This window comes from Bifidobacterium sp. wkB338, from assembly GCF_003688325.1.
GTDB lineage: Bacteria > Actinomycetota > Actinomycetes > Actinomycetales > Bifidobacteriaceae > Bombiscardovia > Bombiscardovia polysaccharolytica.
The window spans coordinates 100690-121371 of sequence record NZ_NPOR01000041.1; the positions used below are offsets into that span (position 1 = coordinate 100690).

Annotated in this window: 18 protein-coding genes; 3 read left to right on the forward strand and 15 right to left on the reverse strand. The window is 62.3% G+C overall.

The genetic code is table 11. From position 1 onward, the window contains the following. Positions 1-14 precede the first annotated feature (14 nt). Positions 15-515, forward strand: a complete 501-nt coding sequence (gene dtd / locus CI603_RS08125) for a D-aminoacyl-tRNA deacylase (protein ID WP_121913720.1) — start codon at positions 15-17, stop codon at positions 513-515. Here dtd and CI603_RS08130 read toward each other — a convergent pair. From CI603_RS08130 to mraZ, 12 genes are all read right to left on the reverse strand, one after another. Continuing rightward, positions 508-1785 (reverse strand): cell division protein FtsQ/DivIB, encoded by a 1278-nt coding sequence (locus CI603_RS08130; RefSeq protein ID WP_259465520.1) that lies wholly within the window; start codon positions 1783-1785, stop codon positions 508-510. The two genes, dtd and CI603_RS08130, sit on opposite strands and share 8 nt — an antisense overlap. After that, complete coding sequence (murC, locus tag CI603_RS08135) at positions 1782-3392, reverse strand: UDP-N-acetylmuramate--L-alanine ligase (RefSeq protein ID WP_395947982.1); 1611 nt, start codon at positions 3390-3392, stop codon at positions 1782-1784. Before murC ends, CI603_RS08130 begins: the two co-directional genes overlap by 4 nt. Before the next feature lie 97 nt (positions 3393-3489). Then, complete coding sequence (locus CI603_RS08140; RefSeq protein WP_183122295.1) at positions 3490-4722, reverse strand: glycosyltransferase; 1233 nt, start codon at positions 4720-4722, stop codon at positions 3490-3492. 70 nt (positions 4723-4792) lie between these two features. Then, positions 4793-6016 (reverse strand): putative peptidoglycan glycosyltransferase FtsW, encoded by a 1224-nt coding sequence (locus CI603_RS08145; RefSeq protein WP_121913723.1) that lies wholly within the window; start codon positions 6014-6016, stop codon positions 4793-4795. Continuing rightward, positions 6000-7439 (reverse strand): UDP-N-acetylmuramoyl-L-alanine--D-glutamate ligase, encoded by a 1440-nt coding sequence (murD, locus tag CI603_RS08150; protein WP_121913724.1) that lies wholly within the window; start codon positions 7437-7439, stop codon positions 6000-6002. Before murD ends, CI603_RS08145 begins: the two co-directional genes overlap by 17 nt. An 80-nt stretch (positions 7440-7519) precedes the next feature. Continuing rightward, the gene (gene mraY, locus CI603_RS08155; RefSeq protein WP_110425045.1) at positions 7520-8623 is read right to left on the reverse strand and encodes a phospho-N-acetylmuramoyl-pentapeptide-transferase; all 1104 of its coding nucleotides are present in this window, start codon (positions 8621-8623) and stop codon (positions 7520-7522) included. A gap of 74 nt (positions 8624-8697) precedes the next feature. Next, positions 8698-10224 carry a UDP-N-acetylmuramoyl-tripeptide--D-alanyl-D-alanine ligase gene (gene murF / locus CI603_RS08160; RefSeq protein WP_121913762.1) on the reverse strand — a complete coding sequence of 509 codons (1527 nt, stop codon included), beginning with the start codon at positions 10222-10224 and terminating at the stop codon, positions 8698-8700. A gap of 9 nt (positions 10225-10233) precedes the next feature. Next, positions 10234-11115 carry a UDP-N-acetylmuramyl peptide synthase gene (locus CI603_RS08165; RefSeq protein WP_121913725.1) on the reverse strand — a complete coding sequence of 294 codons (882 nt, stop codon included), beginning with the start codon at positions 11113-11115 and terminating at the stop codon, positions 10234-10236. 46 nt (positions 11116-11161) lie between these two features. Continuing rightward, on the reverse strand, positions 11162-12943 hold the full coding sequence (locus CI603_RS08170; protein ID WP_121913726.1) for a penicillin-binding protein 2: 1782 nt from the start codon (positions 12941-12943) through the stop codon (positions 11162-11164). Further along, positions 12940-13431, reverse strand: a complete 492-nt coding sequence (locus CI603_RS08175; RefSeq protein ID WP_121913727.1) for a hypothetical protein — start codon at positions 13429-13431, stop codon at positions 12940-12942. Before CI603_RS08175 ends, CI603_RS08170 begins: the two co-directional genes overlap by 4 nt. Continuing rightward, positions 13428-14519, reverse strand: coding sequence for a 16S rRNA (cytosine(1402)-N(4))-methyltransferase RsmH (gene rsmH / locus CI603_RS08180; RefSeq protein ID WP_395947977.1), 1092 nt, complete (start codon positions 14517-14519; stop codon positions 13428-13430). Before rsmH ends, CI603_RS08175 begins: the two co-directional genes overlap by 4 nt. Positions 14520-14530: 11 nt before the next feature. Next, complete coding sequence (gene mraZ, locus CI603_RS08185) at positions 14531-15013, reverse strand: division/cell wall cluster transcriptional repressor MraZ (protein WP_121913728.1); 483 nt, start codon at positions 15011-15013, stop codon at positions 14531-14533. Between the two features lie 277 nt (positions 15014-15290). Between mraZ and CI603_RS08190 the strand changes: the two genes are divergently transcribed. Then, positions 15291-17525 (forward strand): AAA family ATPase, encoded by a 2235-nt coding sequence (locus tag CI603_RS08190; RefSeq protein WP_121913729.1) that lies wholly within the window; start codon positions 15291-15293, stop codon positions 17523-17525. A 164-nt stretch (positions 17526-17689) separates the two neighbouring features. On the opposite strand, the gene nrdR is transcribed toward CI603_RS08190, so the two are convergent. Together nrdR and CI603_RS08200 are read right to left on the reverse strand one after the other, a co-directional pair. After that, the gene (nrdR, locus tag CI603_RS08195; protein ID WP_046322678.1) at positions 17690-18172 is read right to left on the reverse strand and encodes a transcriptional regulator NrdR; all 483 of its coding nucleotides are present in this window, start codon (positions 18170-18172) and stop codon (positions 17690-17692) included. Positions 18173-18329: 157 nt separating this feature from the next. Then, positions 18330-18758 carry a LysM peptidoglycan-binding domain-containing protein gene (locus CI603_RS08200; RefSeq protein ID WP_121913730.1) on the reverse strand — a complete coding sequence of 143 codons (429 nt, stop codon included), beginning with the start codon at positions 18756-18758 and terminating at the stop codon, positions 18330-18332. A gap of 184 nt (positions 18759-18942) precedes the next feature. Here CI603_RS08200 and lexA point away from each other — a divergent pair, with 184 nt between their 5' ends. Further along, entirely contained in the window at positions 18943-19725 is a 783-nt protein-coding gene (gene lexA, locus CI603_RS08205) for a transcriptional repressor LexA (protein WP_395947983.1), read from the forward strand. A 3-nt stretch (positions 19726-19728) separates the two neighbouring features. Here the strand turns inward: lexA and CI603_RS08210 are convergent, their stop codons facing one another. Then, positions 19729-20658 (reverse strand): cation diffusion facilitator family transporter, encoded by a 930-nt coding sequence (locus CI603_RS08210; RefSeq protein ID WP_121913731.1) that lies wholly within the window; start codon positions 20656-20658, stop codon positions 19729-19731. Between the last annotated feature and the right edge of the window lie 24 nt (positions 20659-20682).

A 20682-nucleotide genomic window follows, 5' to 3' on the forward strand; every position in this document is an offset into this window, starting at 1 on the left:
CTTAGACTGGAACCATGAGAATCGTCATACAGCGGGTCAGCCGTGCCCGGGTCGATGTGGTCGATGAGCAGGGGCGGCCGGATTCCGATTTTAAAGCTCAGAGCATTGGCACGGGGCTCTTGCTCCTGGTAGCCGTCCAGGATGGAGACGGGGTTGAGCAGGTGGACTATGCCGTCCGCAAGCTGACCCGGATGCGCATCTTCGCCGACGAGGAGGGCCGGATGAACCGGTCGATCCTGGACTGTGGCGGCTCCATCCTTTCCATCTCCCAGTTCACTCTCTACGCGGACCTTCGTCGCGGCAACCGTCCCAGCTTCATGGCTGCGGGAGAGCCCCAACACGCCCAAAGCGTCTGGCAGGATCTGAACCGGGCCCTGACGGCAACCGGTGTGCCGGTTGCCGCCGGACGCTTCGGCGCCCACATGCGAGTGGATCTGGTCAACGACGGACCGGTGACCATCCTGCTGGACACCGACAGATTGATGAAGCCGGCAGCTCCTTCAACGACTATTTGACAATGGGCCTAAGGGGCGCCGAGACATCCAGCTGATGCTTATCGCCAATCTTGGACGGATCGTTGATGATCTTGTCGACCACGGCCTGCTTGAGCTTCAGATCGGAGCCGTCGCCCCAGATGATGACATGTTTGCCCTGGTCCAGCTCGGTGGTGATGGAGTCTTGAGTTTTCGCAGTCACCTTGGTCACCGAATGGCGCATGGCCTCCGGCATGGTTGACAGAATCCGCAGGGTCTGCCTGACCGCCTGATCCTGCTGGGCACGCTTGACAGTGGCAACCTGGATGACCGGCACCCCCTCCACCGGCTTGGACACAGTATTGAGCACCCTGCCCTGCCTGTCTACAGCCGTCAGTTTGTGCTGCGCATCCTTGAAGACCGCAGTAGGCTCCTGGGCATCGAAGGTCACCTCCAGACCGTGCGGAAAACTCTTACGGACCTTGGCATCGGTCACCCCGGCCATGCCGCTGATATCCTGCTCGACGCCATTGGTGGAAATCAGCAGCAGAGAGCGATCACCCTGATTGGCCACGATTGAGACCACTCGATCGTTGGACACCCAAGCATTGCCGCCGCTGACATCGATCTTGTCGGTCTGCAGGCGGAAGACCGGCGAGAGAAAGAGCAACCATGCCAGTCCTGCTATCAGAGCCATGACCACGACGACGACACCCGTCCGGATCAGGACCAGCCTACGGCTGACCTTCTTCTTCTCGCGCACCCGAGCCTGAAAATCCAGAACCTTGGGCCGAACAAAAATCCCCAGCCCCTGATCTTCCTGATCAGTGCCTATTCTGCCTGAGACGGGTCGGTCCGGCGGTATGGCCCGGGCATCGACGAATCCTCCGGCCGAACTTGTCGAGCGTGAGGTCGCGGACTTGGATGCCGCAGACTTGGAGACTGATACGCTACTGCCTTTTATCAGAGCGCGGGAGGATGATGAGGCAGATCTGGCGCTACGAGTACGTGAACCGCTTGTATTCTTGGAACGACTCGGACGACCCCTGAAACGCTTCGAACCTTTGAAACGCTTGGACCGCTTAAGGTGCCTGCCCTCACCACCTGTTTTTTCCACCTTGGACCGGCTGGCCTGTGCCGAAGCATCGGAGGCGGCCGGCTTGCCCGATCTGGCGGTTCTACCGGTCCGCTGCTCCTCTTCCGAAGGCCTGGTGCGCCCAGACCGGGCAGTCCGTGCGGCCTTTGCGGCCCGGACTGCCCTGGTTCTGGACGAGGCTCGACTGGAGGCCCTGCGACTCTTGCCGTTCTTCACTGCTCAACCCGTTCAGCCAGCTTGTCGAGAATGACCGGCCCCATGGCCGTGACATCGCCGGCGCCCACGGTCAGGATCACATCCCCAGGCTCCGCTCGTTCGGCCAGATCCAGAGCGGCCTGACGCATGTCCGAACAGGCCCGGAAGACGGTCTCAGTCGACTTATGCCCTGAGTTCTGGGGCTTGTGGTCCGATGCCTTGCGGGCGGCGGCAGGGATGGTGCCGGCATCCACGCCCGGAAAATCGCTGGCCAGCTCACGGGCGGGGAAGATGTCAGTTACCGTCACATCGTCCGCCAGGGACAGAGCGGCAGCGAACCGGTCGGCGAATATGGCGGTGCGCGAATACAGGTGAGGCTGGAAGAGCACCCTGATGGTCCGGCCCGGATAGCGTCGCCTGGCGGCGGTAAGCAGGGCGGCGATCTCCGTGGGATGATGGGCGTAATCGTCCACTACGGTGACCCCATGCTGGCATCCGCGGACCTCGAAGCGTCGAGAGGCACCACGGAAGTCGGCGGCGGAAGCGGCGGCCGTATCAGGATCCATCCCCAGCAGGACGGCGGCGATGACGGCTGCTGCTGCATTGCGGGCGTTGTGGATGCCGGGAATCGCCAAATCCACCTGCAGATCGAGCGGCTTGCTGGCATCCAACCCTGCCGCCTGAAGCATCTGCACGGGGAGAGCCAGACGGCAATGTTCACGGCCGCTGCCGCTGCTCTCGGACTCGGACCCGATGCGGACCAAGCCCAGAACCCCAGGCAGGGAGTCAATGCTCAGCTGGGGATCTGATGCATAGACGATGATCTTGGCGCGGCAATCCCCTTGCAGCCGCCGCAACACCTCCAGGGCCCCCTGGTCGTCCCCGCAAACCACCAGGAAACGTCGGGCATGCCGGGCATGTTCCACAAAGGCCTGGTGGAAGGCATCAGCCGTGCCGTAGTGGTCCAGATGGTCGGGCTCCACGTTGGTGATGATGGCGATGTCGGGAGTGTACTTGCCAAAGCTGCCGTCGGACTCGTCCGCTTCGGCCACTAGAACCCGTCCGGCTCCCACGTGCCCGCCGTCCATAGGCCCCTGGCTGCTCTGGAGGCTGCCCCCGATGGCGTAGCTGGGATCAGCCAGATCCCCTCGGCCGCCTTTGGTCAGCAGGTGGGCCAAGAGTGCGCTGGTGGTGGTCTTGCCGTGGGCTCCGGCCACGGTGACCGAAATCCTAGAGGCCATGAGCAGGGCCAGAATGTCGCTGCGATGGACCAGCCGGGCGCCCGCGTCACGAGCTGCCAGAATCTCGGGATTGTCAGGTTTGATGGCACTGGACCAGACCACCGTGCGGGCCCCGGCCACATTGCTGGCTTGTTGACCGATGACGACCCGGATTCCTAGCTGACGCAGGCGTCGGGTCTTGTCCCCCTCAGCACGGTCGGATCCAGAGACCTGCACCCCCTCCTGGTGGAGCATCTCGGCCAGCACGCTCATTCCGGCCCCGCCGATGCCGATGAAGTGTGTGGGCCCCAGATCCTTTGGGTCGCACACTCCGGCCTGGGCAAGAGCAGGCAGGCAGGGATCCAGGACCGGCAGGGACCTGTCACCGCCGTCCTGCCGACCGGGCACTGTATTCAATTCATGCTTGGGCACAGTAGTTGCATCTCCTCCAACAGTTCAGGACCATTCAGGACGGCCGCCCGTCTTCTGCCTCCATTATGCCCGATTAGTCCCTCCCAGAGTCCTTGCGGGCAAGGTGTTGGTCGGCCATGGTCAGAATCTGCTCGGCCATCACCTGAGCGGCATCGCGAATCCCGTACCGCCAGGCCCGGCGGCACATGTCAGCCAGCCTATCCCCGTTGGCCATAAGGGCAGGAACGTGGTCTGCTATCCATTTAGCATCCAAGGCCGCATCATCGACCATGAGCCCTCCCCCGGCATCAACGACCGGCTGGGCATTGAACCGCTGCTCACCATTGCCGATGGGCAGGGGCACGTAGACGGCAGGCACGCCCAGGGCCGCCAGCTCGCTGACAGAACCTGCGCCAGCCCTGCAGACCACCAGATCAGCGCAGGCGAAGGCCAAATCGATCCGCTCCAGGTATTCAGCCATGTGGTAGTCCCCCTGGCCCCGGTGAGCCGGGTCCAGATCGTTGACAGCCGCATCGCCCAGGTCAGCCGTCACCTGCTCCCTGACCTGGTCGGCCTTGCCACGGCCCGTCAGATGGATGACCTGTGTTCGATCCAGCAGCTGCCGGGCTGCGCCAGCCACCGCCTTGTTCAGGCTGAGCGCTCCCAAGGATCCTCCAGTCACCAGCAAGATGGGCTTATCGGGATCCAACCCCAGAGAATGCGCAGACTCCCGGCGGGCTCCTGCAGGGTCAACCTCCATCTGCTTGGCCAGTCGGGCGATGGTCGGCCGCAAAGGCAGACCCACGCGGCGCACTGGTACTCCGGACCGGGCCCGTATGCCTGTATTCTCATAGGCCGTACCTACGAAATCAGCCCAGCGGGCACCCAGCTTGTTGGCCATGCCCGCCCGGGCGTTCTGCTCGTGGACGACGATGGGCAGACCCAGGTTCCGTGCGGCCCTGTATGCCGGCGCCGAGGCATAACCGCCAAAGCCGACCACCAGATCGGCTGACCGATCCTGCAAATACCCTCGGACTCGCTGCACCTCACGCCGCCAACGCCGGGGGAAGTCCAGTGCGGCCTTGCCAGGACGACGAGGGAAGGGCACCTTCTCAATAAGGTCAAGGGGAAGTCCGGCGGCCGGCACCAGGTCGTGCTCCAGCCCGACAGCAGTGCCAATTACGCTGACAAAAGCCTGCGGGCAGCGCCCCTTAATAGCCTCAGCCACACTGAGTAGGGGGTTGACATGCCCTGCCGTCCCTCCCCCGGCCAGCACCAGATGGGGACCAGCACCTTTCCCGGAATGCTCCTGGGCATCCCCAGGCATCCCTTTCTCGGTCCTCGTCGCTGTCGTCATCCGCGAATCCGCTTCCTTTCCGCCATGTCCATTCCGCATCTCAGGACCCGTCTGTGGCCGCCATCACGTCTGGTTGGGTCCGAATCATCTTCAGAGCCACCCCGGCCGAAGCCAGGCAGGAAATCAAAGCGGTCCCTCCAGCCGACACGAAGGGTAGGGGTAGCCCAATGACCGGCAGCAGGCCCAGAACCACACAGATGTTGATCAGGGCTTGGCCCACCAGCCACACATCCAGGCAAATCAGCACCATACCCGCATACCGGTTCCTGGTAGTCAGGGCGATTCTCAGCATGCACCAGCCCATGACCACGAAGACCAGAATAAGCATAGCCGCCCCGACAAAACCCAGCTCCTCGCCAATGACAGCGAAGATGAAGTCATTGTGCGCCTCGGGCAGGTAGTTCCACTTCTCCCTGGAGTTGCCCAGACCGACCCCGGTCAATCCTCCCGAGGCCATGGCGTAGAGCCCATGGATGGACTGGTAGCAGACTCCCTGGATGTCATCCGCCGAGCACTTGCCATAGGCGGCCATGATCCGCTGGGTTCGGTTGCTGTTGCCGTAGACCGAAAAGCCGATGACCGCAGCCATCCCCAGAACCGCCAGGCTGAGCAGCCATCGCAGGGGGAAGCCCGAGACCAGGAAGGCCACGAAGCCGATGATGACGATGATCATGGCGGTCCCCAGATCCTTGCCCAGCATGATGAACATAAAGCTGATCAGAAAGCCGAAAGCCGGCTTGGCATAGGCCTTGGCCAGGCTCTTCAGATCGGAATCCTTGCCGACTTGCCGCTGGGCTTCGATCAGTGCCTGGGGCAGCCACAGACACAGGGCCAGCTTGAGCAGCTCGGCCGGCTGCATGGAGATGCCCCCTATCGAGATCCATCCCTCGTTGCCGTTGGCGGAGCGCCCGAGCGGGGTACGAGTCAACAGCTGGATGCCCTGGCTGGCAATCAGAAACCAGGTGCTCCAGTTCCGGTAGTGATCAATGCTGATCCTCACGGCCAGAAGGGCCAGCAAGAGCCCCAACACTGCGTATATGGTCTGGCGAATGACCTGACTCCAGGGTGAGCTGCCTTGGGCCACCAGATCCACAGCCGAAGAGGAGAATACCATCATCAGGCCGAAGACCGTGGTGGCGACGACTGTGGCCAGAAAGCCGTAGTAGCACCAGAGCGGGTTGAGAATGGCCCGCCAGCCCCGGTAGTCTCCCTTGCCGCCAGACCCTCGTGAGTGGGCCTTGCTCGGATCAGTGTCGCGTTTCATGCTCGTGGACCCACTGTTTGGCCTGTTGGGCAAACTGGTCGCCCCGGTCAGCATAGGAGGCGAACTGATCCATAGAGGCGCAGGCAGGTGCCAGCAGAACCACCTGGCCGGGCTGAGCATAGGAGCCAGCCGCACGAACAGCCCGGGCCATGACCTGATCTCCAGCACCAGGATCGATCAGGGTAACCGGCAGATCGGGCGCCTGGTCCTTGATGGCTTGGACCATGGGCTGCTGGTCCTGACCGATGACCACGGCTGCGGCCAGCTTGGACCTGCGGGACCGGACCAGATCGTCGAAGCGGGCGCCCTTGGCCAGTCCGCCGGCCAGCCAGACCACCTGGCCGTCATGGTAGCTGGCCAGGGAAGCCTCGGCTGCATGGGCGTTAGTGGCCTTGGAATCGTCTACAAAGCGGATGGCCTGCGCACCCTGGCCCAGGGATGCCACGGTGCTGATCCTGTGGTCGCCGGGCGTGAAAGCGCGCATGGCCTCGATCGCCGCATCGACCTTGGCTCCAGCACCCAGTGCCAGAGCCAGGGCACAGAGAGCGTCGGCCAGCAGGTGAGGGTAGACCGTGCCGTCAGGCTCACACAGATCCGTAAGGTCGGCCACCCGGACCAGCCTGACGCCCTCATCACGGTCCTGACCGGTCATTCCGCTGCGGTCCATGACCCAGCCGTCCTCCACGCCCAGTTGCCCAGACTCAGGCCGGCCCAGTGTGAAGCCCACCCGTCGGCAACCTGGGGCTGGCTGCGCCTGTCTGGCCAGGTTGGAGACCCGGGAGTCATCGACGTTGTAGACCAGGGCCTTGCGCACGCCCCGGTAGATGCGCGCCTTGTCGGCCGCGTAGGCCTCGAAGCCCCCGTGCCAATCCAGGTGGTCGTCGGCCAGATTGGTGATGGCCGCGCACTCCAGGGCCGGCGAGAAGGTGAAATGCAGCTGGAAGGAGCTCAGCTCCACGCAGAGCATGTCATTGTCGGGATCCAGGACGGCTGTGGAGACGGCCTTGCCGATATTGCCCACCGCAGGGGCCGTGAACCCGCTGGCCTGCATCATGGCGGAGACCATCCTGGTGGTCGAGGTCTTGCCGTTGGTGCCGGTGATCCCGATCCAGGGTGCCGGCTGTCCTGTCCGGGCTGAGGGTACCCGTAGCAGCCAAGCCATCTCCACCTCGCTAACCACGGGGATGCCCCGACGCTGCGCCTCAAGGATAAATGGGGTGCGCGGATTGAAGACTGGCGAAGCCATGACCAGATCCACCCGACTCCAGTCCACCTGGTCAAAGTCACGAAGATCGGCCTGCGGGGCGCGCTGGTCCACAGTGGTCACTCCGGCCGCCCGATCTCGCAGGGCTGCGGCTACGCTCCGTCCGGAAATGCCCAGTCCGGCGACCAGTACGCGCTTCTGGCTCAAGTCCATATCCATGAACACCTCATTCCGCTAGCTCCGGCATCTGCTTGGCATGATACCGGCTGCCGAAAGTCCGGTACCGTGAATGGACGCACTCAGATGGGCAGCCCGGAACGGACCACCCAGTCTGCATAGAAGCAGACCAAGGCCAACAGTACGAAGATCAGGTCCACCATCCAGAACCGGACAACCACCTTGGACTCCTGCCAGCCCATCAGCTCGAAGTGGTGGTGGATGGGCGCCATCTTGAAGACCCGCTTGTGGGTGAGTTTGAAGTAGCCCACCTGGATGACATCGGAGGCGGCCTCTCCCACAAAAAGCCCACCCAGGATGACCGCCAGCAGTTCGGTATGGGTAGCGATGGACAGGGCTGCGAAGAGCCCGCCCAGAGCCAGGGATCCCGTGTCTCCCATGAAGATGGAGGCCGGATTGGTGTTGTACCAGAGGAAGCCGAAGCAGGCCACAGCCGCGCAGCAGGCGATGATGGCCAGGTCCAGGGGGTCCGAGACAGCGTAGGCATGGCCTGGATGGCCGCCGCCCTTCAAGTGGTAGCTCTCCCAGAAGGCGATGATCGTGTAACCCACGAAGGCGATCATGGAGGAGCCCGACGCCAGCCCGTCCAGGCCGTCAGTCAGGTTGACCGCATTGCTCCAGGCCGTCATCAGCAGATTGACCCAGATGATAAATAGCACCACGGACAGGACACTGCCCGCCATTCGGAAGTCGATGATGGGCTGCTCCACGAAGGATATGCCCGCCTGTGCGCTGGGGTAGCCATTTTTGGTGGGCAGTTTCAGGGCCAGCACCGCGTATATGGTGGCCAGAATAAACTGGCCGGTGAACTTGGCCCTGACCGACAGGCCCAGGTTCTGCTTCTTGCGCACCTTGGCGAAGTCGTCAATGAAGCCCAGTAAGCCCATGGAGAGCATGGCGAACAGAACCAGCATGGCCGACAGGGACACGGATTCCCCCCGTGACAGGTAGCGGTAAAGCGCCGAGGCTGCCCAGCCCAGCAGGATGGCCAGGTTGATGACCAGCCCGCCCATGGTCGGCGTGCCACGCTTGACCAGGTGGGACTTGGGCCCGTCCTGGCGGATGTACTGGCCGTAGTGCAGTCGATGGACCAGTCGTATCAGCAGGGGGGTCCCCGCCAGCGTCACCACTAGGGCGACCAGGATTCCGATGATGAGGGCAATCACAGTGTGTACTCCAACTCTTGGATTCTGTCCTTGAACATTAGACCCCGCTGCGGGGATACCGGTGGATTCATAGCTCAGCCCTGCCACCGGTCGGCCAGAGCGGACAGGCCGGACATGTGCGAGCCCTTGAGCAGAACAAGATTCTTCCGGTCCGAATGCTTGGCGCACAGACGGCGGACCATCTGGTCAGCCTGGTCAGCGTCCTGAGCAAAGAGTACCCGCATGGCCCCTGGCTGATCATCGCTCGGATCAGATGGGCCGCCGGCACCACGGACCAGGGCCTGGACCAGACCGTCCATCTGCTGATTCCGGCAACCCACTGCGACCAATGCATCAATGTCCTGACGACGGCAGTAGGCACCGATCTCCTGGTGCAGCTGCTCCCCTCGATCGCCGAGCTCAAGCATGACCCCTAGGACCGCTATCCGATAGACCGGGCCATCGAATCCCCTCCAGGCAGCCAGGGCATCTAGACCTGCCCGCACGGAGTCGGGATTGGCGTTGAAGGAATCATCGATCAGAGTGAAGGAGGCACCCGGCAGCTGGACCGAAGACACGGCCATCCGATGCGGGCTGATCCGCTGCTGTCGAACGAGCTCATCGGCGATGCGCTCTGCGTCCAGATCCAGGGCATGGGCCACCGTGGCGGCAGCCAGGGCGTTCATGACATTGTGCCGTCCCGGGATGCCCAGACGCAGCCGAACTGGCTGCTGGCCACGCAGGCGCAGCTCGAAGGCCGGCCTGTCCAGGCTGTCACTGTCCAAGTAGCGAGCCGAACCGTCCAGGTCGCGGTCCTGCCCGCCGTCCTCAGTGGCCAAGCCAAATCGTAGAACAGGCCCAGGGGCCAGATCGGCCATGGCTGCCACCCGGGAATCGTCTGCATTGAGCACGGCGGTCCCACCCGGCATCAAACCTTGCACGATCTCGCTCTTGGCTTGGGCGATGCGCTCCACGGAGCCGAATTCGCCCAAGTGGGCCACCCCCACCTTGAGAACCAGGGCCATGTCCGGAGGAACAATCCTGGTAAGGCTTGCTATCTCGCCCACGTGGCTGGCACCCATCTCCGCCACAAGGTAGCGGGTGTCCGGCCCGACCTCCAAGGCAGTCAGAGGAAGACCGATCTCATTGTTGAAAGACCCGACCGGGGCCACCACAGAACCCAACAGGGCCAGCAGGGAAGCCAGCAGATCCTTGGTCGTGGTCTTGCCGACAGAACCGGTGATGCCGATGACCGTGAAGGGGCCTGAGTCCTTGCGCCGACGGTCTATGTTGGCCCGTGCCAGCAGCCCCAGGGCAGCAACCGTATCGTCCACAAGAATCTGCGGCAGGTCAGCGCCCAGAACGAGGTGATCGACCAAGGCCGCGCGGCAGCCCTTGGCCCCCAGTCCGGGAACATAGTCATGCCCGTCCACGTGCTCGCCCTTGATGGCTATGAAGAGCCCATCGGCTTCCACCTGCCGGGAGTCCGTCACCACCCGCATGCGCACAGATCTGCGATCGGGTTCGCGACCAGGACCGGCCTCGACCAGCCGACCGTGCACATATTCGACGACCTCTTCCAGGGTCATGGGCATGGACCCGGCCCCTACAGACTGACTCATCCTCACCTCTCAGGACATTTCACGGGAGACGCGCAGGGCGCTCCTGATGTTGTTGCGTTTGACGCCGGCGGCCATGGTCATGGCAATGCACAGGGACAGGTCGTCGCTTTCTGCATCTGCGGGCAGGGACTGGCGAGCCAGTCCGTCTGATTCCTCGTTGCGCCGGGCCACGATGGTGTGCCCGCCCAGGTTGAACCCATATCGACGGGCCTTGGAAATCAGCCGCAAATGTCGCATATCGCGGGTGGAGCCCTCCTGGGCGCCCAGGGCCACCACATCCAGGTCCACCGCCTGCAGGGCATCCTTGGCCAGGGTCTGTTCATCCACGGAGATGACTACAGCGGCCGCCCCGTCCTCCAGCGTAATGGACAGACTGCGCTGCACATCAAACATGCTCAGGGGATATTCGAGGTCCAACCGACGATCCAGCGAATACGAGCCCTTGGCGCTGAGAATACCGACGGGATTGCCCAGCACGTGCAGGAAGTCGGCCAGGAGATCCACCTGGTCCTGCACCTGGGAACCGACCAAGGCGAAGACAGCCAGGGCTCCCGAAGGATCCCCTGCGGCATTGGCCAGTAGCTGGCCCATCTGCCAGGGGTGCATGGTGCCGAAGAGCAGGGGTATGCGGGCTTGTCCCACCTCTTGGCGAGCCGAAGTCGGCAGCAGGGCTGCATAGGCCCCACGGCGCTCGGCCTCCTCGATCATGCCCTGGTCCACCTGCTGGTCTGCAGGCACGTACAGGCTGCCGGGGCGCACTGAGGGCAGATCGTCCACCAATGAGGTAACCGTGACTGGTTCAGCGAAGTCAGGGACCAGGGTCAACCCGTAGCGCCCTTTAAGCTGCCCCAGGGTCAACCGTCGGGAGATTGATTCACTCAGCGCGCTCATGCTGCAATCTCTCCTTCGTCCGGGAACGCCATGATGCCTGCCGGTATCACCATGTTACCGGGATAGCATCGGTCCTTGGCTGCGACGCGGGTACCTGGTATTTCTGCATAAGGAATTCACCGATCTGGGCAAAGATGGGTCCGGCGGTCATGCTGCCGAAAACCCCATCGCTGCTGTGAGGGTTCTTCAGCGCCACAGTGACCACAAAATGGGGGTCGTCGGCGGGCAGGATTCCCACCCAGTCGCTGATGATGCCGCCCAGGTGACCCGAGCTGTCAGCCACCTCGGCGGTCCCGGTCTTGGAAGCCACCCGATAGCCTTCCACCTTGGCTGTGTTCTCGTACTTCTCGGCCACCGACTCCATGCCGTTCATGACCGCAGCCGCAACCTTCTCATCCACGACCCTGACTTGATTGGCCTTGACCTCGCCCTGCCCGCGGATGATGGTCTGGTCGGACCGGACCCCCTTGTTGGCCAGGGTGGCGACAGCATTGGTCAACTGAACGGCGTTGGTGGCATAGCCTTGGCCGAACAGAACCGTGTTACGGGTGCGGCGGTCCCAGGTCTGAGGCGTGGTCAGCAGGCCCTTGGACTCCCCTGGCAGGCCCAGGGCCGAGGCCTGGCCGATGCCGAAACGGGTCAGATAGTCGTAACGCTTCTGATCAGAATAGCGATCCGCGGCCATGATCATGCCCACGTTAGAGGAGTTCTGCAGAATGCCGGCAAGAGTCCAGTGCTCAGCGGGATGGTAGAAGGCGTCCTTGTACTGCTGGTTGTCCACGGTGATGTGGTCGGGCACGGTGAAGCGGTCGCCCATGGAGTGGAGCTGCTCCTGAAGCATGCCTGCAGCAGAGATGGTCTTGCCTATGGAGCCGGGCTCGAAGGTCTCCGCAACCGCCCGTGAGGAGTTGACCTTGGCTTGGTCGCTGCCCGCCTGGTAATCATCGGTGTCGGCCAGGGCCACGATCTCGTTGGTGCGGGTGTCCTGAACCACCGCCAGGCCCCAGTCCGCATGGTAGCGCTGGCATCCTGACTTGAGGGCCTGACGGACGTACCAGAGCACGTCCTGATCAATGGTCAGGGTCACGTCCTTGCCGTTGACCGGATTGCGCTGACGGGTCACGGTTCCCGGGATCTCCTGGCCCAGCATTCCCTGCTGATAGACCGTATAGCCGTCAGTGCCGGTCAGCCGCCGATTTTCCATCTGCTCGATCCCGGCCACGCCCTTGCCGCTGTCGTCGATGCCCCCGATCAAGGCCCCCATCAGATCCGCATGCGGATAGGTGCGTTCACTGCTCAGCTCGGCCGTGATGATCCCCTGCAACCCGAGCTTGTCGATAGCGCGCTTGGCCTCGGGAGTCACCCGCTTGGCCAGGACCACATACCTTCCAGGGACGCTGAGCTTGCCACCCAGCTCCATGGCGTTCATCCCCAGGGCCGGCGCCAGGAGGCGGGCCACGCCGGCAGCACCGTCGGCGCCCACTGGATGACCCTTGATGCTGTGGCAGTCGCTGCCTGTGCGCTTGGTGCAGTTGATAGGTATGAAGGAAGCCGCCGCCTCGGGGTCACCGATGATGTTGTAACGCTCCAGGCTCTGGGCCAGCACCCGGCCATTGACATCCAGAATGCGGCCGCGCTGGGCCTTGATGGTGTGCGGCACGGTGCGACTCGCCGCAGCGGCCTGGGCTATGGACCTTCCATCGAAGAGCTGGATGTAGGCCAGCTTGCCCAGGGCCAATGCAGCCACCACGATCAGGATCAGGCCTACAGACAACGAACGCTTGCAGAAGGAGATGTGCCAAGAACCCTTGGTTCCCTTGCGGCTCATGGTTGCCCTGCCTTGCCCTGGGTGTTCTGAGGGGGCTTGTAGCCCTGCAGATCGATGGAGTTCAGACCCTGCTGGGGCTGCATGCCCAACTCCTGGGCCTTGTCCGGCAGGGAGGCCTGGAGCTGGTCGAGCTTGTTCTGGTCATCCTGGACATCCTGGTTGAGATTACTGATCTCATGCTGGACCCGGGTGGCCTCGAAGGAGTCCTGGACCATCTGGGTGCGCAGCATCAGGGAACCGAACATGCAGGCCGCCAGAAAAACCACCGAGGTCATGATGCGCAGCAGAGGATTGCCGCGGGTTCGCGTCCAGCCGATCAGACGCCGGGCTCCCTCAGCCACTGGACCTCGTTCCGGCTGGCGCGCCTTGCCTGCCTTGCCTGTGCCCTTGATCAGACTGAGCTCAGGCCTGGTGGGCATCTCTTGGATGCGGGGATGCCCTTTGTCCGGGGATGCCTTGGAACGGACTGAACGTGCTGGCATGCTCATGACCGGCGCCTCGATTCCGAACCATGGCCAACATGGCGGTGGCGACCATCTGAAACCTCACCTCGGGCCTCGGCCTGAAGCCGACGACGACGCTCCTCGGGAATGGATCCGATCATCTCCACGGCCCGCAGGCGCACTGAGGCGGACCGGGGGTTGCGTTCCCGCTCGGCAGGATCGGCCTTGATGGCCCCATGAGTCAGATCTGACAGATAGGGGCGGGCCTGATCGGGCACCACCGGCATGCCTGCCGGCAGGTCCACATGCAGCCCGGGCGCCATGAAGCGCTTGACCATGCGGTCCTCCAGGGAGTGATAGGACTCCACGACCAAACGACCTCCCTGCGCCAGTCGCAGAATGGCCTGGGGCAAGGTGCGCCTCAGACGGTCCAGCTCCCCGTTGACCTCGATGCGCAGCGCCTGGAAAACCCTCTTGGCCGGATTGCCCGGGGGACGGTGGCCACGCGGCACAACCCTGTCGACCAGACGGTCCAGCTGGGCCGAGGTGGTCAGCGGCTGTTCCTGCCTGGCCTCGATGATGGCCCGTGCGATGCGTCCTGCATAGCGCTCCTCCCCATACCGGGAGAAGATGTCGGCCAAGTGTTCCTGGTCATACTCAGCCAGAACCTGTGCGGCCGTCAGCTCCTGGCTGGTATCCATGCGCATGTCCAGCGGAGCGTCCTGCCGGTAGGTGAATCCCCTGTCGCGCTGGTCAATCTGCAGGGAGGAGAGTCCCAGATCCATGAAGACCAAATCCACCTGGCCTACTCCCAGCTCATCCAGCTGCTGGTCCAGCTGGTCAAAGGGGGCGTGCACCGGCGTGAAGCGATCGGCAAGACCCTCGTCGCACATCCGGCCAGTGGCTAGACCCAAAGCCTGACGATCCCTGTCAATGCCGATAAGACGGGCCTCAGGGCAGGACCTGAGGAAGGCGGTGGCATGACCAGCCAAACCCAGCGTGCAATCCACAGCCACCGCCCCCGGGTGCTCCAAGGCAGGCCGGGCCAGTGCAAGGCAACGCTCCAGCAGAACGGGACGGTGGACCATGCCTCTGTCCACAGCTTCCTGGTCGGGTGGATTGCGATTTTCCATGAGGGTCTCCATCAGCAATCCACCGCCGGAAGAACATCGTCAGCGATATCGGCGTAGCCCTGCTCCTTGCTCTCCAAGTAGGCAGTCCAGGAATCCTGATCCCAGATCTCAGCACGGGTGCCCACACCAATGACCACAACAGAGCCGGTCAGCCGTGCATAAGAGCGAAGCATGGGCGGTACCAGGATGCGGCCCTGCTTGTCAGGGACCTGGTCGACAGCGCCGGACAGAAATACACGCAGGTAGTCTCTGGCCGACTTGTCGCCCATGGAGGTGTGTTGGATGCGCACGGCCATCCGCTGAAATTCCTCAGGGGGCAACAGAGTGACGCAGCGTTCCTGGCCGCGGGCCATGACCAGGCCCTGACCCAGCTGAGCGCGGAACTTGGCCGGCAGAGCCAGGCGGCCCTTGGAATCCATCTTGGGCGAGTAGGTGCCCAGAAGCATGGGGGGCAGGGAAGGCGAGGCGGCATCTGCGTCGTATGTATCGGCCATGCCCCACCTCCAATGCCAGTTTGGTAACCAAGAGACGGCCCCATCGGGTAGCGTCCCCTACGCAATGCTCCCCACTTTACCCCACTTATCCCCATTGCTCACCACCATGGCACCACTTCAGGCCCAAACCCAACCATTTGCCTCACCAAAGGGTCCGCCTCGGCGTTTCGCCACCCGGCAAAGACGATGCGACCAAGGGTCTGCCGGGCTGAAAAAGTAGAGGTCGAGCGGTATATTGGATCATCCGATTTTTGAACATTCCACAGAACGGACACACATGTCGAGCTATTCCTCACAGCTGCATGAAGAGCAGGCGGCGGTGGACAGGGCCTACGGCCGTCTGGACGAGCTGCGGACGCAGGCCAGGACCAGACTGGACGCGGTTCGGGCCGCCGGCTCCCACGGATCCCCTACCCAGCGCACCGAGCGGGATTCCTTCGCCAACATGTATGAGGACCGGCTCACCCAGCTGCGGGCCGTGGAGGACCGTCTGGTCTTCGGCAGACTGGATACTGACCAGGGCAGCCGGCGATATATCGGACGGCTGGGCCTTCTAGACAGCAACCACGAGCCCATCCTGACCGACTGGCGGGCCGAGGCCGCACGCCCCTTCTACGAGGCCACACCGGCGGACCACGGTGACATCGTCATGCGTCGGCACATCACCCTCAACTTCCGCCAGGTCACCGGCATCGAAGATGAAGTCCTGGACTTGTCGGCCCCCGAGGTAGACAAGGCAGCCCAGGGCGGTACGCTTGCCGGCGAGGGTGCGCTGATGGCCTCCCTGTCCAGCCGCCGAACCGGGCAGATGACCGACATCGTAGCCACCATCCAGGCTGAACAGGACCGGATCATCCGCTCGCCCATGACCCGCCCGCTGGTGGTCCAGGGAGGACCCGGCACCGGCAAGACGGCCGTGGCCCTGCACCGGGCAGCCTATCTGCTCTACACCCATAGGCGCAGACTGGAAAGTTCAGGCGTACTGATTGTCGGGCCCAGCAACGCCTTCCTGCACTACATCGACCAGGTCCTGCCTTCCTTGGGCGAGACCGGAGTGCTCAGTCGTACCTTGGGCGACCTCATCCCCGGCATCAGCACCGAACGGCAGGAGGATCCGCACGTGGCCCGGCTCAAGGGAGACATCCGCATGGCCGAGGCCGTAGCCAACGCCGTCGCCTCTCGGGAGCGGGTGCCTGCCTCCCTGCCCACGGTCAAGGTGGATGGGGTTGCCGTACCCATGCTTGCAGTTGACCTGGAGCAAGCTCTGGTCGATGCCCGACGCAGCCACCAGCCCCACAACAAGGCCAGAAACACCTTCGTGCGCTCGGCCCTGAACGCCATGACCGCCCGTTATGCTGAAGAAGTGGACTACGAGCCCGGAGCCGAGGAACTCGCCCGGGTCACCTCATTGCTGCGGCTGAACGACCAGGTGCGGAGGACCCTCAATCTGGCCTGGCTGCCTATGAACCCACGCTGGCTGGTCAACGACCTCTGGTCCAGGCCGGATCGTCTGCGCCGGTTCGCCCCCTGGCTGACCCCGGAACAGATTGACCTGCTGACCCGTAAGGATGGTGCCGAATTGACCGTATCCGACATCCCCATCCTGGATGAGGCCATGGAACTGCTGGGCCCCGACCCACGCCAAGCGGATCGTGATCAGGCCGAAAAGGCCCGTCGTGAAGAGGAACGCCGGTTTGCCAGCGACACCTTGGCCCAGAACGGCATCGGCACAGGCATCGTGACCTCGCAGATGCTGCTGGATTCCATCAACGGCCAGGACGATAACCAGGCAGCCACTCAGGCGGCCGCCGACCGTGAATGGGTCTACGGACACATCGTGGTCGACGAAGCCCAGGAGCTGACGGCCATGGACTGGAGGATGCTGGTCCGGCGCTGCCCCTCCCGGTCCTTTACCATCGTAGGAGACGTGGCCCAGACGGCGGCCCTTGGCGGCACACGGTCCTGGGCCTCCACCATGGACACGCTTTTCGGACCGGACGGATGGGACCTGAGGCAGCTGACCATCGACTATCGCAACCCTCGTCAGGTATCCAACCTGGCCTCCTCCTTCGCAGCCTCCGAGGGTCTCGAGGTTTCAACGCTCAAGGCAGTCCGCGAGGTTGAAGGATCGGTCAGCCACCTGCGAGCTGACGATCAGGCCAACCTGCTGGACCAGCTGCCTGCTCTGGTGGGCGAACTGACGGAACGCCATCTGGGCAAAGACGGTACCGGACGCCTGGCGATCATCGTTCCCAACGCTCTGGAAGCGGAGGTCAGCTCACGGCTGCATATTGATAAGGCTCAGGAGCACCAAATCACGGTCACTACCACCGGCCACACCAAAGGGCTGGAATTCGATGCCGTGGTTCTGGTTGAGCCTGGAGCCATCCAGGATGAAGCCCCTTCCAGGCTGAGCGCAGCGGCCGACCTTTATGTGGCCATGACGCGACCTACTCAGGAGTTGGTCATCGCCCAGACTTCTGAGGATCAGATGCTGCTGGATCTGGGATGATGTACCTGGGTGCCAGGCCTGCATCATGCCTGGCACCTCCGTTTATTCCCCGTCACAGTTCAATCTCGTCATTGGCCAATCCCGTCGCATGCTGACAGAGGCAGCTAGCCTGCTGCGGTATGGACCTGTTCCGGTCACAATGGCCGTTGGCAAAATTGCTAATTTCAGGACTGCACAGTAGGAGATTGGCTTTCAGCAGACTGATCTTCAGCGCGCAGGGTGTCAATGGCCTGCTGGAAGTCCTCCAGGTTGCTGAAGTTGCGGTAAACCGAGGCAAAGCGCAGATAAGCCACCTCGTCCAGCTCCCTGAGGGGCTTCAGGATGGCCCTGCCGACCTCTTCCGAATCGACCTGAGCCAGGCCGCGTGAACGCAGATCCTCTTCAACCTGCTGACCTAGGAGCTTCAGATCATTCTCATCGATGGGCCTGCCCTGACAGGCCTTCCTCACGCCAGAGATGACCTTGTCGCGGTTGAAGGGCTCAGCATTGCCTGAGCGTTTCATGACCAGGAGAATTGAGGTCTCCACCGTGGTGAACCGACGCGAGCATTGCGGACACTCACGGCGACGTCTGATGGCATGGCCGTCGTCACTGATTCGCGTATCCACAACCTTGGTATCGGGATTCTGGCAGAAAGGACAGTGCATATGCAATATCATAGCGCCTAAGGACCGCAAGACCCACGTATACCGGGCCTATCAGCGTACAACCCTGGACATACTCCTCGAATTCAGCTAGTGCATTCATCCATGCGACAAATCATTGAAGTCACGTCATTTATTTCCTGGATCGAAAAACACTGCCTCAATCGTCACTGGGAATCAGAATTCGGTCACCAACGCGCAGATTGGGCGAGGACATATTGTTGATCTGCATGATACGGTCTACGTTTTTTGTGACATCCTCGCCTTGCGGAGTGATCGAAGTCGCAAAGGACCAGACATTATCACCTGGACGAACCGTTCTGGTGACAACCTCCTGCGGTCCTGGAGCGGAGCTGGCCGGTCGAGCCATCCATCCGACCCCAGCAAGGGTCAGAGCGCCGACAGCCAAAGAAACCGCGAATCTACGTACAATGACGCCTACAAAACCTTGCCCGGACACACAGACTTTTGCAGCTCCAAGAAGACGAGCCATGACGGACGAGAACACAGATCTTACATACGCCCGGCAGACCGAGAACAGGTTCGACGGCGCAGACATGCTGGAACTGGCACAGGTACGAACAACCATGGCACACCCCTTTCGAACATTTGTTCTATCGAACAGATGTTCTCATTCTGGCACCGCGACAGTCGTTTGGCAAGGCCGATTCGAACATTTGTTTGATTTTTCACTTCAAGCGGGTTAGACTGAGTTCAGTTTCCTAGGAAAGGAGCCCATCGTGAGTACCATCCCTTTTGTCGGATCCACGCCCATGGGCTCTCTCAACCAATCGACTGCGTCTAAGAGCACCGATTCTCAGAAAACCGCCGAAACCTCAGTCATGAACACAACGAAAGAAAAAGCAGCCAGCGCCGAGAGCCTGAAGCATGGGTCCAGGCCCAAGCTGACCGATCGCCAGGCCAGGGTGTTGGAAGCTATCAAGCGGCACCTGTCAGAGCGTGGATTCCTGCCCTCCTATAGGGAAATCGGCAAAGACGCAGGACTACGCAGCACTTCTTCCGTCAAACATCAGCTTCAGGTCTTGCAGGATCTGGGCTACATTCGCCTGACTGCCAACAAGGGACGTGCCATAGAGCTGGTCCAGGACCAGCCTCAGCCAACTGCAGGAACCGCCAGAATCGTGCCCTTCCCTGACACACAGACCGACGAGGCCATCATGCAATCGCGCGACGTGCCCCTGGTCGGCAGAATCGCCGCCGGTCAGCCTATTCTGGCCGAGCAGCATGTGGATGATGTCATGCGTCTGCCCGAACGTCTGACGGGATCGGGCGAGCTCTTCATGCTTGAGGTCCACGGGGATTCCATGGTCGATGCCGCCATCTGCGACGGAGATTTTGTGGTCGTCCGCCGCCAGCAGGAGGCTGAAAACGGAGACATCGTCGCAGCCCTGCTGGACGATGGGGCCACAGTAAAGACCTTCCGCCGCGAGGACGGTCACGTTTGGCTGATTCCCCACAACCCTGCCTACTCCCCCATTGACGGCACCCACGCCGTCATCATGGGCAAGGTGGTCACCGTCCTGCGCAAAGTCTGAGGGCTACATGTCCAAATGCTCGCCGCTGCTGTCCCGGTGTCCCTGCTGTTCTATCTGAAAGGTAGTGTGCTCGACCGAGACTGGGAAATGATCACGCAGGCAGCGTTGCATGCTGGTCAGAATACGTTCGTTTTCTACAGGCGAGGTGCCCTGACGCACAATCACGTGTGCTGTCAGCTGCGGCAAGCCGGTGGAGACACTGTTGGCATGCAGGTCATGAACCTCAAGTACGCCGGGTACACCCTCTAGGTGCTTCCTGACCTTGGCCATATCAAGATCCGCTGGGGTCTCTTCAAGAAGTACAGAGACGCTGCTGGCCAGCAATTTAATCGCGCGGGGAATCATCAGCAGAGCAATCACGCCTCCCGCTACAGCATCGAATCCAGCCCAGCCGGTGACCATCATGACCACGGCTGATACCAGGACCGCCACCGAGCCCAATGCGTCATTGACCACTTCGAGAAAAGCGGCACGCATGTTCAGGTTGTCCTTATGGCCGGAGGCTAGGACCAGAATGGACCCCACATTGGCAGCCAGACCCAAGATGCCGAAGAAGAGCAGGAGCCCCCGCTGCTGGACCTGGTCCCGCCCGGGTGACAAGAGCCGCAAGACGGCCTCTACAATGGCGTAAATTCCCACGGCCAGCAGAACCAGAGCACCGCCAGCCGCCGTGATGACCTCCAGACGGGACCAGCCCCAGGTCCGCCGATTTGTGGGGCGGCGTTCCATCAACACAGCGGTGACAGTGGATGCGATCAGCACAGCCATGTCGGTCATCATGTGCCCAGCGTCGACCAGCAAGGCCAGGCTGCGGGTGACCAAGGCGCCGACGACTTCAGCTACGAAGACCGATCCAGTCAGAGCCAAGGTCGTCAGCAACTGTCGACGATGGGCGGATCCGCCACCCTGAACAACACCTTCATGAGCGCTCATGCATACCCCGTTTCATCAATCACC

What these genes read in the sequence shown, in the direction of transcription:
- dtd (WP_121913720.1), top strand. Translation starts at nt 15, where the DNA reads ATGAGAATCGTCATACAGCGGGTCAGCCGTGCCCGGGTCGATGTGGTC.
- CI603_RS08140 (WP_183122295.1), bottom strand. Translation starts at nt 4,722, where the DNA reads ATGCCTGGGGATGCCCAGGAGCATTCCGGGAAAGGTGCTGGTCCCCAT.
- CI603_RS08145 (WP_121913723.1), bottom strand. Translation starts at nt 6,016, where the DNA reads ATGAAACGCGACACTGATCCGAGCAAGGCCCACTCACGAGGGTCTGGC.
- murD (WP_121913724.1), bottom strand. Translation starts at nt 7,439, where the DNA reads ATGGATATGGACTTGAGCCAGAAGCGCGTACTGGTCGCCGGACTGGGC.
- murF (WP_121913762.1), bottom strand. Translation starts at nt 10,224, where the DNA reads ATGAGTCAGTCTGTAGGGGCCGGGTCCATGCCCATGACCCTGGAAGAG.
- CI603_RS08165 (WP_121913725.1), bottom strand. Translation starts at nt 11,115, where the DNA reads ATGAGCGCGCTGAGTGAATCAATCTCCCGACGGTTGACCCTGGGGCAG.
- CI603_RS08170 (WP_121913726.1), bottom strand. Translation starts at nt 12,943, where the DNA reads ATGAGCCGCAAGGGAACCAAGGGTTCTTGGCACATCTCCTTCTGCAAG.
- CI603_RS08175 (WP_121913727.1), bottom strand. Translation starts at nt 13,431, where the DNA reads ATGAGCATGCCAGCACGTTCAGTCCGTTCCAAGGCATCCCCGGACAAA.
- rsmH (WP_395947977.1), bottom strand. Translation starts at nt 14,519, where the DNA reads ATGGAAAATCGCAATCCACCCGACCAGGAAGCTGTGGACAGAGGCATG.
- mraZ (WP_121913728.1), bottom strand. Translation starts at nt 15,013, where the DNA reads ATGGCCGATACATACGACGCAGATGCCGCCTCGCCTTCCCTGCCCCCC.
- CI603_RS08190 (WP_121913729.1), top strand. Translation starts at nt 15,291, where the DNA reads ATGTCGAGCTATTCCTCACAGCTGCATGAAGAGCAGGCGGCGGTGGAC.
- nrdR (WP_046322678.1), bottom strand. Translation starts at nt 18,172, where the DNA reads ATGCACTGTCCTTTCTGCCAGAATCCCGATACCAAGGTTGTGGATACG.
- CI603_RS08200 (WP_121913730.1), bottom strand. Translation starts at nt 18,758, where the DNA reads ATGGTTGTTCGTACCTGTGCCAGTTCCAGCATGTCTGCGCCGTCGAAC.
- lexA (WP_395947983.1), top strand. Translation starts at nt 18,943, where the DNA reads ATGGGCTCTCTCAACCAATCGACTGCGTCTAAGAGCACCGATTCTCAG.
- CI603_RS08210 (WP_121913731.1), bottom strand. Translation starts at nt 20,658, where the DNA reads ATGAGCGCTCATGAAGGTGTTGTTCAGGGTGGCGGATCCGCCCATCGT.